Genomic DNA, 15,889 nt, shown 5'->3' on the forward strand with positions numbered 1-15,889 from the left:
TTGTTTGTTACAAAGAGCAAGCTTAAACTTTGATCTTATAACTGATAATTGAACAGACTCTATTTAGTCTCCATCCAATTTTTACCTCCATGAATATCTACTATTAGAGGTACTTTTAAAGTAACAGCATTTTCCATTGTAGATTTAATAAGTTGTTGCATTTTTTCTAACTCTGATGGTGGAACTTCAAATACTAATTCATCATGCACTTGCAATAACAGTTTTGTCTGATAATTTGTCAATATTTTGTTCAGTCTAATCATAGCTATTTTAATAATATCTGCACTTGAACCTTGAATTGGTGAGTTAGCTGCTGATCTTAAAATTTGAGCATCATTTTGACTGAATTTTAATTCCTGTAAATTAATTTCCTCTGGTTCTTTGTCCTTTAAATCACGGATAGTTTTAGATTCTAATTCAAAATAACGTCGCCGACCCAATATTGTTTCTACATAACCTTTAGCGATCGCTTGTTTTTTCAACTTTTCTAAATATGCAAAAACTAGGGAATATTGTTGTTTATATTTTTCTAAAAATTGTTTGCTTTCTTTGACTGTTATTTTGACAGACCTTGCTAATTTTTGTGCTCCCATGCCGTAGATAACGCCAAAATTTATAGTCTTACCGACACGCCTTTCTTCTGATGAAATTTCCTCTTTTTCAAATAATAATTTAGCTGTAACTGTATGTACATCTTGATTATTTTTATAGGCTTCTATTAAGACTGGTTCTTGACTCAAATGTGCTAAAATTCTTAATTCTATTTGGGAATAATCTGCAGCTACTAATAACCAATCTTTTTTTGGTAGAAATGCCTGACGAATTTGCCGAGAAAATTTTGTGCCAATAGGAATATTTTGTAAGTTTGGTTCAGAAGAAGATAAACGCCCTGTATCTGTTTGAGTTTGATTAAAGTTTGTATGTACTCGCTGAGTATCGGAACGAACTAATCTTGGTATTGCTTCGACATAAGTAGAAAAAAGTTTATATAAAGTTCGATGATTTAATATTTCATCAATAATGGGATGATGTTCAGGTTCTGTTTGTAATTTTTCTAGGGCTACTACATCTGTAGAGTAACCAGTTTTTATTCGGCGAGATTTTTTATGATTTTGATTGAGTATTCTAAATAAGAGTTCACTTAATTGAGATGGGGAATTAAGGTTTAATAAATCCCTGGTTTCTACTTGATTGATTTGGCTTTCAATATTTTCTAGATTTTGTCTATGCTCTTTTAATAATTTTGTAATATATGCTTTAAGTATGGGGCTAGATATTGCTTTTTTTAATTCTTGTTGATTACTAAATGAATTAAAGTCTATCTCATGAATTTCTGTTTGTAGATATTTTTGTAAAACTTGACTATCTACAGTTTTAAAAGCTCTTTTTTCAATTTCTTCTAAATCTTCTTTTAGTTGGACTGAGAACTTTTTTAGATATTCAATATCAATCCTAATTCCCTGAAATTCCATTTCTGCTAAAACAGGTTCTAACGGCTGTTCTACATCCACTAATAATCGATATAAAGATTTCTCGGTAGATTTATTTTTATCGGCTTTTTCTAATTCTGTTCTTAATTTTTCTACTAACTGAAATGTCACCCAAACCTGAGTACCACAATAGTCAGCTACTTTGAGAATATCTAGGTCGGCAATAGTTTGATTTTTTGACACTACATCCTGATAACTCTGTAAATTTATTCCCACATTTCTAAGGTATCTAATATATATTTCTTCCAGACTATGTTTTGCTTCTGGATTTAATACATAACTAGCCAACATTGTGTCAAAAAAAACTCCAGTTAATTTAATTCCTTGACAGCGAAAAACTAATCTATCAAATTTTGAATTTTGAAATACTTTTGGATATTCGCTACTTTCTAAAACAGGTTTTAAACTCTCTAATACTGTCACCTTATCCAGATTTTTATCAGTTTTATGTCCGGTAGGAATATAGGCAACATCTTCCATATTTTTTCCCCAACAACAACCAATTCCAACTAACTCTGCATCTCGTGGTTCTAAAGATGTTGTTTCCGTATCCCAAGCGACGGGAATATGAGGATTTTTCTGTTCTTTTAAAATATTTACTAATTTGTTTAATTTTTCTATAGTATCAACAATTTGAGGTTTTATTTTTGATTTTGTTGAAGTTTGCTGTTTAGCTACTTTTGTATCTTCTGCACTAAAAAACCAATCATCACTCCCGATTTCAACCAAAGTATTTTGAGATATTTCTTGCTGCTGAATTCCTGACTCATCCAGCCCAGACTTAACTTCTACTAAACTATTAAATTGCTGTTCTAAATGGGGAATTTTATTTATAAAATGTTGTAATTCTAGCTTTTGCAAAATAGGTTCAATTTCTGAGGGATAAATCTTTTTAAATTTACAATCTTCTATGTCAATATTTAACGGCACATTTACTTCAATTTTTGCCATAAATTGAGAATGCTCTGCCTCAGTTTTTCCTAATACTAATTTTTTCTTATTTGCTCCTTTAATTTGTTCCAGAGAAGCATAAATTTCGGAAAGACAACCATATTCATTCAATAACTTAACAGCAGTTTTTTGTCCAATCCCTCTAACACCAGGAATATTGTCAGACTTATCTCCACAAAGAGCTTTATAATCAACAACTTGAGTAGGTAAAATACCCAATTTTTCCTTAACTTCTTCAGGAAAAAATTCTTGAGGAATACTACCTTTGCCCCCAGGTAAATGTAAAACACTAATACCTTTTTCTGCATCTATTAATTGAAATAAATCTTGGTCTCCCGAAAGAATTTTTACCTTAAAGCCAGTAGCACTAGCTTTTTTTGCTAAAGTTCCCAATATATCATCAGCTTCATAACCAGGAGCAGTAATAACTGTTAAATTAAAAGCTTTGAGAAGGTCTTGCAAATTTCCTAGGTCAATAATTAAATCTTCTGGTGGTTCTGGCCGATCTGCCTTATAGTTTTTATCAGCTTCGTGGCGAAATGTAGGTTTTCCTAAATCAAAGGCGATCGCTAAATATTCTGGTTTTTGGGTATTTATTACTTCTAATAAAGATTTGAGGAACCCAAAACAAATACTTGTAGGAATACCTGTAGAAGTTTTCAAGCCTCCATTACGACTTTTGGCAAAAGCGTAGTAGGAACGAAAGGCGAGAGAATGACCATCAACAAAAAGAGCTATAGGAGAGTGATTAACCATTTAAAATTTAGACTTTAGGACAATATTTTATTATAGCTTAATTAACCATTAATCTTTAGTTAGAACCACCAATAAAAATTATTCCAGGGGAAGGAGTATTTTTAAGCAGAGAATTTTTTTTAATGTACCAAAAATTAGAGATTTTAAAGCACATGGTGTGGCAGGTAAAAATCAGCCTCATATTTACGAAAATCAACATTGGTATAGTAAAGCCAATTATCTTAAATATAAACCTGATCACAAATTTATTTTAAAATTTAAAGTAAATAAATCTTTGTTCTTGACTGCTAAAGGTTATTATTGTAATAATAATTAAGTAATATATTGTATAGCTTAATAGTCTCTTCTATATGCTGATATTATTGATAGTTATTAAATACTAGAAACATATTTTCTCTGAGCCACAATATCTAAATTATGGCGGTTTTTTTTAGTATGTAAAAGTGGCATTAAGTAAATAGCATTTAAAGTGCCCTAAATAATAAAATTCTAATTTGCACTGTACCAAAAACCTCTAACTATCTATAAAGATGATAAAAGTATTTCTGAGTTTCGTCAATCTGTAGTTAAATATAAGTTTTGTCTTGAGAATATTTAGAATATTTAGTGAAGGTATTTTTAAGCTTTAATAGTTGGGTTGATTTAGAAAGTTGCTTAAAGGAACGTTTATAGGGAAAAATACTACTATGAAATTTATTAATCCCAAGTTTGATTATGCTTTAAAAAAAAAATGTTTGGTTCTCAGCAAAGCAAAGATGTTTTAATTAGTTTTCTGAATGCGATAATTTATGATGAAAAAAAACTATTAAGGGTTTGACAATTTTTAACCCTTTTTATCCTGGTAAAGTTATCAATTTAAAAGATACCTATTTAGATATAAAATCTGTTTCATTTAATGGTTTTGTTGTAGTCATTGAAATGCCAGTGGCACGGATGACTGCTTTTAGTAAACGGGTAATGTACAACTTAGTTAAAGGCTATGGCAACGAGTTAGAAACAGGAGATAATTACCCCTTTGGTTGAGTTAAAAACTTTGGCAGATAAGTGGATTTATTTTCTTAAAGAAGCTACAAAATTTGATGATATTCCAGATATTTTAGGGGAGGTTGCCGAAATTGAACAAGCTTTAAATATTGCTCAGAGAATTAACATGAGTCCAGAATAATTAGAGATAGTTGAGGGTCGGGCAATAGCATTGCAAGATGAAAGAGGAAGGATAGCTTATGCAGAATAAATTGCGCGGCTTAATCAAACTATTGCTCTTATCAAGCTTTTAATAACTCAACGTTTTGGAGAGGTTAATGATGAGATTAGTAGTCAGATAGAAGGTTTGCCTTTGGCAGATGTGGAGGATTTGGTGAAGGTATTTTTAAGTTTTAATAGTTTGGCAGATTTGGAAAGTTGGTTATAGGAACGTTTATAAGGAGCAATACTACTATGAAATTTATCAATCCTAAAGTTGATTATGCTTTTAAAAAAATCTTTGGTTCTGAGCAAAGCAAAGAGATTTTAATTAGTTTTCTAAATGCGATTATTTATAATGGAGAAAAAACTATTAAGGATTTAACAATTTTTAATCCTTTTAATCCTGGTGAAATTATTAGTTTAAAAGATACTTATTTGGATGTAAAAGCAGTTTTATTTGACTGCTCTATTGTAATTATTGAAATGCAAATGGCACGAATGACTGCTTTTAATAAGAGGGTGGCTTACAATTTGTCTAAAGCTTATGCTAATCAGTTGGATAAAGGGGAGAATTATCCTTGATTAAATCCGGCGATCGCTCTGACAATTACGGATTTTATTCTGTTTAAAAATACTGATAATAATATTAATAAAGATGATTATATTAATAAATTTGTGTTTCAGGAGGAAACTAAAAAGTATAAATGCTTGGAAAAAGAATTGCGGTTAATATTTGTGGAACTGCCGAAGTTTAAAAAAAGTTTGTCGGAGTTAAAAAATTTGACGGATAAGTGGATTTATTTTCTGCAAGAGGCAGCTAGCTTTGATGAAATACCAGAGAATTTGGGGGAAGTTGCGGAAATAGAACAGGCATTAAATATGGCTAATTTTATTAATATGACTCCAGAAGAGTTAGAGATAGTTGAAAACCGAGGGATAGCTATGCAAGATGAAAGAGGACGGATAGCTTATGCAGAAGAACAAGCACGGCTTAATCAAACGATCGCTCTTGTCAAGCTATTAATAACTCAACGTTTTGGAGAGGTTTCTGAAGGTATTAGTAGTCAGATAGAAGATTTGCCTTTGGCAGATGTGGAAGATTTGGTGAAGGTGTTTTTAAGTTTTAATAGTTTGGCAGATTTGGAAAGTTGGTTACAGGAACGTTTGAGGTCTTAATTCAGCGCTTTTCAAATTGATAAACTACATCGCTATAACCAAAACCTTGTAGGGACGTTGCAAACACAAAAATGCGTTTCATGTCGTATTCGCGTTACGTCCCGCTCTGTAGTCTACCGATATGAAAACTGCTGTTGAGTGATGCGATCGCTCATCATCTCATTCCGTCGCTCATCGTCTTATTCCGTTTCGAACTCGCCAACATTACTTTGTGAAATAAGGATTTTTTGGGATATTGGTAGCTGGTACTGATAACTGAAATACCACGGCGAGTCCCATTCTTCAATGGAACTCGCCGTTAGTTGATTCAGGTTAGAAGTGGAGTTCAGAGGTTAGAGTTGCTAGGTTGACATCCTCCCGAGGCTGCTCTGACGAGGCAGCGCGGGATTCCTTAGCATCCCTTATATTCTAGCTCTATTTATATTTTTTTTATTTCCCGTTCTAAGCCCTATACGATCCGCCCGCTAGTTCGCTGGCGCCTACGACTTGCTTTCATCCGTGCGGATCCATCATTGAGGTTTATTGTCAGCAGTCGCCATGTTATGTTGTAGGCGCTTACTTCGAAGCCGAACTGTTTTAATACTTCGAGAGGTAAACCATCTTTTAATTTGACAACAGAATATGGAGGTCTTGGGTCCCTCTGTTCTGTATCCCTTGCGATAATTATTCGATTGTTTCCTTCCTTCTCCATGATCGCGCTGACATAATACTGCCATACGCGTACTTCGGGACTTGACATAATAACATCAGGATCATCAAGACCCTCGGTCTCTTTAAGCGTACGTATCCCATCTACTCTATATCATCTACACCTATAGCACCCCGAGAACGTTTGCCCATGATATCCAGACATAAATTCCGAGTCAGGGTCGTCAACCAAGCTGACAAATTAGCGATTTTCCCAGCGAACTTCCGCACCTTATCCCATGCCTTCACCATGGCCTCACTTAGAGCATCCTCCGCATCTGCCTGGTTAAAGTTCATATACTTCAGACAGCAGCAATTTCATCGAAATCCTCATGCGCTATAGTATAGTGTCTTTGCCTAAGTCCTGTATATATTGCGGTGCTGCGTAAGTCCTAATATTTTTATTAATAGTTACTAAATCTATAGAAAAATATTCCTTGACCTAGTTTTAATTAAGGCTCACCATTACGGGGTGAACTACAACACCCATTATCCCATTGCTAAAAGCGTTTGGGATTGCTTTTCGTAATATGTTTAAACTTCCATTGACATCAGCATTGTATTTGAGACCATTTGAAGCTTTATAAAGTCTTCTTCTCACTCGTTTACCACTAAATCTATATTTGACACGTTTTTGATCAACTTGTAGATCGTCCAAGTCTAAAAAACTAGCAATTGAAGACCCACTAATTTGACTTGCCCTACTGGGGAGTAAGGGAGTAAGGGAGTAAGGGAGTAAGGGAGTAGGTTAGTAGGGGAGATGATATGAATGGATGTTGAAAAAGAACAGACATTAAAAAACGGGTTGACTATAAAAGTGGATTAGAACTCTTTTTTTGGCCACATATAGATGCCATATAGCCAATTATTCAGTAATTAGTGAGGTAAAAAGCTCGGCCAATAAATCAACAAGTTTATAAATGTCCTATTTCTTAATGAATTAAGACTCCTTCATCTTAGTAAAAAAATTTACTATAAACAAAGTAAGAAATGGAAAGAATTATATAGATGAATGCCAGGAGGCGGACTTGAACCGCCGACACGAGGATTTTCAGTCCTCTGCTCTACCAACTGAGCTATCCCGGCTTTTTTTCACTTTTATTATAGTAGCAGACTAGATATAATTTTGACAAGTATTTGAGATTTTTTTTTTATTATTAGCTGTAATACATACTATATAATAATCTTAGCTTAATTTGCATAATTGTTATAAGCCAAAAGTCAAAAATAAAAAGTTAAAAGTCAAAAGTAAGAATTAAAGTAATGAGATGACCAGAAGTACTGATAACTAATAATTAATCACTGATAACTGATAATTGATAACTGAAATGACTTTTATCTCCTTTAACTATGCTCTATTTTTATTAATAGTATTAGGAATCTACTGGTCAATGCCACGACAGTCTTGGCGAGTATTTATCCTCTTAATTGCCAGTTTAATTTTCTACGCTACAATTCAACCCCAATATATTCCGCTGCTATTCATAATTACCCTATTAAATTTTTACCTCGCTCAAGCTATTGGGGAACCCAAAGACTGGCGCATTGCCAATACAAAATGGAACCGAGGTCGCTTACTATTATTGTGGTTAGGTATAGTTTCTAATATCTTACTTTTATTAAGCTTTAAATATATACCTTTTATACTTAATAGCATTGGCATTTTTTACAATCAACCTTTGATGTTAGAAACTGCATTTTCCGTTAAAAATAATTTGATAGCTCCTTTAGGACTAAGTTTTTTTTGTTTTGAATGTCTAGCTTATTTAATTGATATTTATCGAGGTGCCCCTGCCGCTACTTCTTTACTAGAATTTACATCTTATAAATTATTTTTTCCCAAACTAATTTCTGGTCCAATTACTCGCTATCATTATCTACAAAATCAGCTAGGAATGACTAGCAAAAAAGATAGTCAAGTTTCAGTTAAAATACCAGCCTTAAAATTCCCAAGTTTAGAACAAATAACCGAAGGAATTTGGTTAATTGCAACTGGGGCAGTAAAAAAAGCTTTAATAGCTGATAATTTAGGAATTTTTGTAGAGCTCAGTTTTAGTAATTTGCAAAGAGCAGGAAGTGGTGATTTGTGGTTAGCAACTGTTGCCTATGGATTACAACTTTATCTAGACTTTACTGCTTATGTTGATATAGCTCGTGGCACTGCTTTCTTAATGGGTTTAAGTTTGCCACAAAATTTTGATTTTCCTTATTTTAGTACAAGTATTTCCGAATTTTGGCGCCGGTGGCATACGACTTTAGGAAATTGGTTGAGAAATTATTTGTATTTTCCCTTAGGAGGTTCCAGGGTAGGGTTATTTCGTACTTGTTTAAATTTGTTAATTTTGATGTTAATTGCTGGTATTTGGCATGGTGCTAGTTGGGGTTTTATTGTTTGGGGTATTTTACATGGTTTAGCATTAGTAATTCATCGTTTAGTAGAGGCAATTTCTAAAAAAATTAATGCCGAGAAAATCTGGGAAAGTTGGTTAGGAATTTTGGTGAGTTGGTTGTTAACTCAGAGTATGGTTTTTGGGGGTTGGATATTTTTTAGATTACCAAATCTGAGAGATTCTATGTGGGTAATTTATCATTGGTGGGGTTATGATGCAGATGTTCAATTTGTGGATAAAGTTTATCTGGAAGCAATGGGTTTAGAAAGGTTACAGTTGGTGTGGTTAATTGGTGGGGTTGTGATGGTTATGGCGATTAATTATTGGTTTCATTGGGGTTTAAAATTACAGTTAAATTGGCAGTTAAAAGTTTTATTAGTACCTGTATTTTTCTTTTTTGTTTGGTTATTGGCGCCAGAAGGTTTGCCTTATATTTATTTTGATTTTTGACTATTTTGATATGATTAATTTTGTGAAATAGCTAATCAAAATAAATCAAAAAAAAAGGGAAAAAGAACAACAAAGAAGAAAGGCAAATACTAATTTTTTCTTGTTGATTAAATATAAAAGTTATCACTCATATTGGTCTGAGGCTTTTTTTCATGACTTAAGTACTTAGTTTTCAGTCATTCAAGCTGAAAAAGTTAGTATTTTGGGAACTCCCATAAAGAAAAATAAAAGGAAAAAGACATCCGAGTTCTCCTCCTGGTAGGGCTTACCGGAGAGTATATTTCTTGTTCTTCTGTAGGGAGGTTATATGCAACGTTCCTAGCTATTCTATTCTTGGAATGAAGTAGGGAATGTGAGATGTAATATTAGATAGAAATTCCCACACTGGTGAAATAAAAATTTTTTTTTGTTTTAGTATACACTCTGGATGATAAATTACTTTAGATAACCAATTTTAAAGCTCAGAACTAGTTAATTTAATATCTGCTTCAGACCAAGCTTTTTCAAACTCTTGTTTAACTTCTGCAGCTTCTTTTTGTTTACCTTGTGCTGATAAACTTTCTACTAACCCATATAAAGACCAACCATTATTTGGATGCTGTTGTAAATCTTTACGATAAACTGCTTCTGCTTCTTGTTCCCTATTTAACTTTAACAAAGCTGCAGCTAAAGATTGACGCACAGGATAATACCAATAAGGAGGTTCCATATAAGGTAAATTATCTTGAAGTTTTACAGCAGTTTGGTATTCAGAAATCATCTCTTTATTTTTCTGTTTTAGTTCTGCCATTTTTCCTACTAATAAATGATTAGCAATTGAAATTATATTTGTAGCAGGAACATTTGCTGTTTCTAAACTACTAAATTCTGAATTTTGTAATAAGTCTTTAATTTTTTGATTCTCAAATTCAGCATTTTCTAAATTTCCCTTACCAACCCATGCCATACCTCTTGCATAATGCCACATTGCCATGGTAAAGGGAAACTCATTTGATGGTTGAGATTCAGTAAGAATTTCATCCCACTTACCAAATTGCACCAAGGAAAAATAGGGAGTAGGTAGAAAAATTTCAGAAAAAGGAATTTGCTTAACTTCCAGAAGAGAAACTTTATCTACTAATTTTCTAGCCGCTTTAATTGCATCTTCGCTACGTCCTTCCATACTAGCTGCTGACCAGAAAAAATGAATATTATGAGGATAATAAAGTGCTGAATATAATCCCTTTTGTTGAGAAGTTGCTAGAAATTTTTCATCTGCTTTAATTGCTTTTTGGTTCACTCTCGCTGCATCATGATAACGACCAATTCTGAGATAAAGATGAGACGGCATATGTACTAAATGACCAGAAGCCGGAACTAAATTACTGAGACGATCGGCTGCTTTTTCTGCCTTTTCTGGATATGGAGAAGCTTCGAGGGTATGAATATAATAATGTATTGCTCCGGGATGATTTGGATTTTTTTCTAATACAAATTCTAATGTTTTAACCAGTTCATTTGTTAAAGGTTGAGGTTCACCATTTTCTTGCCAGTAATTCCAGGGCATTAAGTCCATTAAAGATTCAGCAAATAGGGTTGCTGCATCTAAATCACTAGGATATTGTTGAGAAAGTTCTCTCATGGCATTAGCATAAGCCATATCTAAAGGTTGACGATTTTCTAAATTTTGATCAGAATATCTTTGAGATAAAGCTTTAATATAAACTTGTTCTATAGGAGTAGTTTTAGTAGAAAGTTTTTGAGCTTTTTGGATAGCTTTATAAGTAGTAGGAATAGATTCTTGATTCATTGGAGCATTAATATTAGGACCTTCTGATAAAGCCATGCCCCAATAACACATAGCACAATCAGAATCTATTTGAGTAGCTTGTTGAAAAGAACGTTTAGCTTCAGCATGGTTGAAGCCAAAAATAAAGGTTAAACCTTGATCGAAATAACGTTGAGCTTGAGGAGAAGTTGTTGTAATTTTATGGTGGATATTTCCTAAGTTGTTCCATAAAGGAACTACACTATTTAATTGATTTTGATTTTTCTCAGTAGCTGACCAAGAAGGATTGAAAGTTAGTGTAATATAAATGCAAGTAGTGACACACACAGAGAGAATAAAAATCAATTTTTTTTTGTTTTTTATATTCATAAGTATGGTTTTTAATGATTGAATAAATTGGTTTTGAATCTGAGATTATGCTTAACTTTATATTAGCATTTTCAAGATTTTTTTTTCCTTATTCCGATATTATGAGTAGACTTCAAATGTTTAACAATGTACAGTAATATTAACCTGAACAGTGGGTAGTTCCCAAGTAGAAAAAATTATAACACTATACATAATTAAAATTATAAGGGTTTCGTGTAAGTCCTGATCAAGGGGAAAATATTCATTACCAACTAACAACTTTCTAACAACTTTTTTACCGCCAACACTATTCAGGATTTATCCAATAAAACTTATATTTTCACAAGTTATCGCTTCTGAAATATCTAAAAAAAAACTTTGCTATATTCAGTAATTTTATGGCTCAATAAAAGTTCAAATATGTAATCTATAAAAATTAATATATAGAGACATAAAAGTTAACTATAAATTTATATAAAAGACTACATTTTAAACTATAAATATTTATTATATTAAGTCTTCACTACATAGTTAATTTCTAGATTTTTATATTTGATTTTCTAATAGTAAAATACTCAACCATAGATAATATTATTATTTTTTTAATTACTATTTATTACTTTACTTAATTATCTAGCAAATAAGAACACCAATCACTCCAACTACCTGCATAAAGTTTTCCTGTATTAATACCAGCTATTTTTAAGGACCATAAGTTTACACAGGCAGTCACACCAGAACCACAATAAACAACAATATCCTCAGCATTTTTTACCTCTTTCCAACGAGAAACTTGTTCCGAAACTTTAGCCTTGCTATTGTCACCAGTAACTTGTTTCCAAGGATAATTAATAGCCCCTGGAATATGACCAGCAATAGGGTCAATAGGTTCATGTTTTCCTAAGTAGCGATCGCTATCTCGCGAATCAACTAAAACAACTCCCGACAAATCTTTTTTGGCTTTAACTGTTTCTATATCTACCACCATTTTTTGTTGAATTTGAGGTTGAAAAAAACCATGATTTTGAGTAGGAATTTTATTTGTAACTGAATATTCTTTTTGCCACCCAGAAAAACCGCCATCCAAAAGACCTACTTTTTCGTGGCCCATATATGTTAATAACCACCATAAACGGGAAGCAAAGGCAAAGCGAGAATCATCATAAGCTACTATGAGAGTTTCTTGATATTTAACACCTATTGTTGCTAATTTTTGTGCCAGTTGATTAGGATCAGGTAGTGGGTGACGCCCACCATGTTTTTGTACAGGGCTGGAAAGGTCTTGGTTGAGGTCTAAATAGAATGCACCAGGGATATGACTTTCTTGATATTGTTTGTTGCCTAATTCTGGATCTGCTAAGGAAAAACGGCAGTCAATAATAATTAGATTTGGGTCACTCAGATGATTGGCCAGCCACTCAGGATCAATCAAGAGATTTGTACTAGTTATGTTCATGTTAAATTAGGTTTTATTCTGTTGGTAATACTTCTGGATAAGTTGTACCCCTGTTAGGAGTTTGTGATGATTGCTTTACTAAATTTTTCCCAATAAAAACAACTAAAGATATAAATAATATTATCATAACTATCCCTAAAGTTAGGATACTTATTCTGAGATTATTTAAACGTTGATTTTTGATGGGATTAATTTTATTTTTTTGAGAAAATACACTTTGTTTATTATCAGAAGAACTAGCTAATTTTAAACTAGATAAAGAGTTTAACTTTAAATCTAATGTTTGACCCCAGGTAGGATACTTATCAATGTATCTTTTGAACGATAATTTGACTATTTTAATTGCATCCAGTTTTACTTCTAGTAGTTGATTTCTGACTATATATATAATTATACTTCTCTCTGGCAGTTCATCAGATTCTAGGAGTATGTATAAGCAATTATTAACTACACTAACTTTTGCATTAATACCTTTAGAATGTAATTTATTATTTAATAGGGTAGCGATCGCTTTAGAATTTCCTTGTCTGGCAAGCTGAATAAATCTATACTGAACCATCATTAATTACCTTTGTTTTAGGGAATAGTGAGCAGGTCGGCACTTTGTGTGCAAAATTATTACAGAGAAAAAAAGGTAGTAGAAAATAAGAAAAATCATTGTAATTTAGTAACTGAATAAATGCTATATCGTAAGCATTCAGCTATGAGTTTCATTCCCAATAGTTAATAACTAAAGCTCATCGTTATTGTGACATAAGACTCTCTATCTTGATCAGATTCTATTTACGACTTTTCTGCATAAGCTGTAACTCTAGTAATATTTGATAAATTAGTATTATTTCTCTTTTTCTTCCTTTGTTTTACCTTTACCTATTAGTTTTCCCCACTCTAATAGCATAATTAGTGTAACTTTGATATTCGTTAATTTTTTTTCTAGCTTTCTTATATTTAGGATGAGATGGAGGGACAATTTTCATTAATTCTGTTGCGTCTTGCCACTGACTTGCTACTGCTTCCCATTCTATTTTAGATTGGGCAGACTGTGCCATTTCTGCTGCATTCATAGCTCGGTTAACTGCTAATATAAATGGGTCAGGTGGTGGTAAAACAATAGTTTTTGTCGTCACGGATGCAGATTGTTTTCCTGGAGAAGATAGAGATATAGATTTAGTTTTTACCTCTCTAACTTCTGGGTTTTCAGAATTAACTTTTTTTGGTATTGACGAAGGAATTTCATTTTCTACAACTACAGCAGTTTTAGAAACTAATTTCCATGTAGAAAACCAATATATACCTAATCCAAGTATGGGAAGAATTAGTAATATTAAAAAATTACGTTTAATAGTTTTCTGTATTTTTTTTATATAAGAATTTTGAGATTTATTTGGTTTTTTACTGTAGACAATATTACGGGGACGTTGTGATTTTTTGATTTTGTTTACTCCATAATAAGTGCTATATTTTGCTGGTTGATTATCTAGATTATTAACATTAATTTGGGGTTTATTTTTATTTTTGGGATAAACTTTGGAAGTTTTAGCTGGAGCATAATGATTTTTTTTACTTAACATATTTTTTTTGTTTGATATAAATTCAAATTGATATAATTTAGTAGCGACTATTAGCCAAACACTAACAAATACAAATAAAAGCAACTTATCAATAACTGAATTAGGATATAAAAAACGATTGTTTTCTAAGATAAAAACTGTGTAATTTAGGTTAAACCAAGGTAGGATCAATGTAGATACTAAAATAGCTGCTAAGGTACTAATAATAGTAACTAACCAGCTATATAAAGCTTTCCACCAACTTATAGTCACTGGAAAAAAAAATAAATTATAACGATATCTTTTAGAAAAAGTTTGCCGAATAGTATGAAAGAATAAAATAAAAAAATGATGTGCAAATGCAAAAACAGGAATCCAAAAAAATAAAATAATAATACTCAAACAAACCAATATTTCTAAACTGCCCCCGAGTTGTTCCTCAAAATATACTCCTAGTTCAAAATCTCTAATTATGGTGATAATAAAAGTCAAAAAATAAAGCATAATTAAAGCTTTTAAGCAAGAACTAGGATGACGAAAACATATTGGTAAGTAGTATTTTTTCGGTTTGTTCATGATAATTAATGTTCAGGAGGAAGAATTGAAAGATTACAGATTTATACCACAACTAACAGCAGATGGCTCATGGACCTTTTTTTCTCCCGAATTTGGTGAAACCTTTCACTCTTATTTTGGCGCTCAACAAGAAGCAGAATATAAATTTGTTGATCCAGTTCAACTATTATCTAGAGTAGATAGATCTGTAGTTTATTTACTTGACGTTTGTTATGGACTAGGATATAATACAGCTTCAGCTTTGGCAGCTATTTGGAGAATTAACCCTAGCTGCAAAATCATACAGGTAGGACTAGAGTTAGACCCAGAAGTACCAAAAGCAGCGATCGCCAAAGGTCTTTTAGATAATTGGCCTGATCCTGTGCCAGAATTATTATCTACATATGGCCAAACCCATGAATTACAAACAGAGAAAATAGAGGCCAAGCTCCTAATAGGAGATGCAAGGACAACTATTCAACAATTAAGTAATTTTAGCTTCCATACAGATGCTATATTTCTAGACCCCTTTTCACCACCCAGTTGTCCTCAACTCTGGACAGTAGAATTTTTATCTTTAGTGAGTAGTTGTCTAAAGCCTGATGGTATTCTGGCAACATATTCCTGTTCTGCAGCAGTCAGAACAGCATTACTTGAAGCTGGTTTAAAAATTGGTTCTACAATACCAGTAGGTAGGCGATCGCCAGGAACAGTGGCCAGTTTTGTGGCTCAAAATTTACCCCCACTTTCAGACAAGGAAAAAGAACACTTACTTACTCGGGCTAGTATTCCTTACCGTGACCCACAACTATCAGACTCTAGTGAAATTATTGCGCATCGCCGTGAGTTAGAACAACAAAAATCATCCTTAGAACCGACATCTCATTGGAAAAAACGCTGGTCTAGAAAAGTTAAAAGTTAAAAGTAATAATGCAGCCATAAAAATTTTTGAGTTACCACAAAAAGTTTCTCATAGAAAAGAGATAATAGGATAAACCAAAGACGACACTAGGGGAAAGTAGACAAGGCAGTAGAAACAAGGAAAACTGATACCTCATAAAAATTTAGGGATGTATCAAAAAGTCTTTAATGCTGCAAAGTAAAAAACCTACTCTGATAAGATGTTT

General features: G+C 32.6%; 12 protein-coding genes, 1 tRNA gene and 1 pseudogene. 7 read left to right on the forward strand and 7 right to left on the reverse strand.

Annotated features, from left to right (window positions below; genetic code table 11):
- Positions 1 to 59: 59 nt before the first annotated feature.
- Positions 60 to 3,197 carry a DNA polymerase gene (locus TERY_RS36020; RefSeq protein ID WP_011610390.1) on the reverse strand — a complete coding sequence of 1,046 codons (3,138 nt, stop codon included), beginning with the start codon at positions 3,195 to 3,197 and terminating at the stop codon, positions 60 to 62.
- 813 nt (positions 3,198 to 4,010) lie between these two features.
- Here TERY_RS36020 and TERY_RS36025 point away from each other — a divergent pair.
- From TERY_RS36025 to TERY_RS36040, 5 genes and pseudogenes are all read left to right on the forward strand, one after another.
- The gene (locus TERY_RS36025; RefSeq protein ID WP_011610391.1) at positions 4,011 to 4,220 is read left to right on the forward strand and encodes a PD-(D/E)XK nuclease family transposase; all 210 of its coding nucleotides are present in this window, start codon (positions 4,011 to 4,013) and stop codon (positions 4,218 to 4,220) included.
- Complete coding sequence (locus TERY_RS36030; RefSeq protein ID WP_011610392.1) at positions 4,213 to 4,362, forward strand: hypothetical protein; 150 nt, start codon at positions 4,213 to 4,215, stop codon at positions 4,360 to 4,362. The genes TERY_RS36025 and TERY_RS36030 overlap by 8 nt, the downstream gene beginning before the upstream one ends.
- 111 nt (positions 4,363 to 4,473) lie before the next feature.
- Positions 4,474 to 4,608 carry a DUF4351 domain-containing protein gene (locus tag TERY_RS36035; RefSeq protein WP_370497373.1) on the forward strand — a complete coding sequence of 45 codons (135 nt, stop codon included), beginning with the start codon at positions 4,474 to 4,476 and terminating at the stop codon, positions 4,606 to 4,608.
- A gap of 26 nt (positions 4,609 to 4,634) precedes the next feature.
- Positions 4,635 to 5,345, forward strand: a pseudogene (locus TERY_RS02585) (Rpn family recombination-promoting nuclease/putative transposase); the annotation flags it as partial.
- On the forward strand, positions 5,325 to 5,558 hold the full coding sequence (locus tag TERY_RS36040) for a DUF4351 domain-containing protein (RefSeq protein WP_370497375.1): 234 nt from the start codon (positions 5,325 to 5,327) through the stop codon (positions 5,556 to 5,558). The pseudogene TERY_RS02585 and the gene TERY_RS36040, both read left to right, overlap by 21 nt.
- 792 nt (positions 5,559 to 6,350) lie before the next feature.
- Here the strand turns inward: TERY_RS36040 and TERY_RS02595 are convergent.
- Both TERY_RS02595 and TERY_RS02605 read right to left on the reverse strand, forming a co-directional pair.
- Entirely contained in the window at positions 6,351 to 6,542 is a 192-nt protein-coding gene (locus TERY_RS02595; RefSeq protein ID WP_044136317.1) for a sigma factor, read from the reverse strand.
- A gap of 716 nt (positions 6,543 to 7,258) precedes the next feature.
- Positions 7,259 to 7,331: transfer RNA gene (locus TERY_RS02605), tRNA-Phe, on the reverse strand.
- 242 nt (positions 7,332 to 7,573) lie between these two features.
- Here TERY_RS02605 and TERY_RS02610 point away from each other — a divergent pair.
- Positions 7,574 to 9,085 carry an MBOAT family O-acyltransferase gene (locus TERY_RS02610; RefSeq protein ID WP_044136320.1) on the forward strand — a complete coding sequence of 504 codons (1,512 nt, stop codon included), beginning with the start codon at positions 7,574 to 7,576 and terminating at the stop codon, positions 9,083 to 9,085.
- A gap of 454 nt (positions 9,086 to 9,539) precedes the next feature.
- Here the strand turns inward: TERY_RS02610 and TERY_RS02615 are convergent, their stop codons facing one another.
- The 4 genes from TERY_RS02615 to TERY_RS02630 all read right to left on the reverse strand — a co-directional run bounded on the left by TERY_RS02615 (position 9,540) and on the right by TERY_RS02630 (position 14,783).
- The gene (locus TERY_RS02615) at positions 9,540 to 11,198 is read right to left on the reverse strand and encodes a tetratricopeptide repeat protein (RefSeq protein WP_196797205.1); all 1,659 of its coding nucleotides are present in this window, start codon (positions 11,196 to 11,198) and stop codon (positions 9,540 to 9,542) included.
- A gap of 628 nt (positions 11,199 to 11,826) precedes the next feature.
- A complete protein-coding gene (locus tag TERY_RS02620; protein WP_155994637.1) occupies positions 11,827 to 12,651 on the reverse strand; it encodes a sulfurtransferase in 825 nt (274 codons plus the stop codon).
- A 19-nt stretch (positions 12,652 to 12,670) separates the two neighbouring features.
- A complete protein-coding gene (locus TERY_RS02625; RefSeq protein ID WP_011610399.1) occupies positions 12,671 to 13,219 on the reverse strand; it encodes a hypothetical protein in 549 nt (182 codons plus the stop codon).
- A 304-nt stretch (positions 13,220 to 13,523) separates the two neighbouring features.
- Positions 13,524 to 14,783 (reverse strand): hypothetical protein, encoded by a 1,260-nt coding sequence (locus tag TERY_RS02630; RefSeq protein WP_044136322.1) that lies wholly within the window; start codon positions 14,781 to 14,783, stop codon positions 13,524 to 13,526.
- On the opposite strand from TERY_RS02630, the gene TERY_RS02635 reads away from it, so the two are divergent.
- Positions 14,782 to 15,684, forward strand: a complete 903-nt coding sequence (locus TERY_RS02635) for an MnmC family methyltransferase (RefSeq protein ID WP_011610401.1) — start codon at positions 14,782 to 14,784, stop codon at positions 15,682 to 15,684. The two genes, TERY_RS02630 and TERY_RS02635, sit on opposite strands and share 2 nt — an antisense overlap.
- Positions 15,685 to 15,889 lie beyond the last annotated feature (205 nt).

This window comes from Trichodesmium erythraeum IMS101, from assembly GCF_000014265.1.
In the GTDB taxonomy this organism is placed as follows: domain Bacteria; phylum Cyanobacteriota; class Cyanobacteriia; order Cyanobacteriales; family Microcoleaceae; genus Trichodesmium; species Trichodesmium erythraeum.

Bases quoted from the DNA above. Each gene is read 5' to 3' on its own strand.
- TERY_RS36020 (WP_011610390.1), bottom strand. From the start codon at position 3,197: ATGGTTAATCACTCTCCTATAGCTCTTTTTGTTGATGGTCATTCTCTC.
- TERY_RS36040 (WP_370497375.1), top strand. From the start codon at position 5,325: ATGCAAGATGAAAGAGGACGGATAGCTTATGCAGAAGAACAAGCACGG.
- TERY_RS02595 (WP_044136317.1), bottom strand. From the start codon at position 6,542: ATGAACTTTAACCAGGCAGATGCGGAGGATGCTCTAAGTGAGGCCATG.
- TERY_RS02610 (WP_044136320.1), top strand. From the start codon at position 7,574: ATGACTTTTATCTCCTTTAACTATGCTCTATTTTTATTAATAGTATTA.
- TERY_RS02625 (WP_011610399.1), bottom strand. From the start codon at position 13,219: ATGATGGTTCAGTATAGATTTATTCAGCTTGCCAGACAAGGAAATTCT.
- TERY_RS02635 (WP_011610401.1), top strand. From the start codon at position 14,782: ATGATAATTAATGTTCAGGAGGAAGAATTGAAAGATTACAGATTTATA.
- TERY_RS02630 (WP_044136322.1), bottom strand. From the start codon at position 14,783: ATGAACAAACCGAAAAAATACTACTTACCAATATGTTTTCGTCATCCT.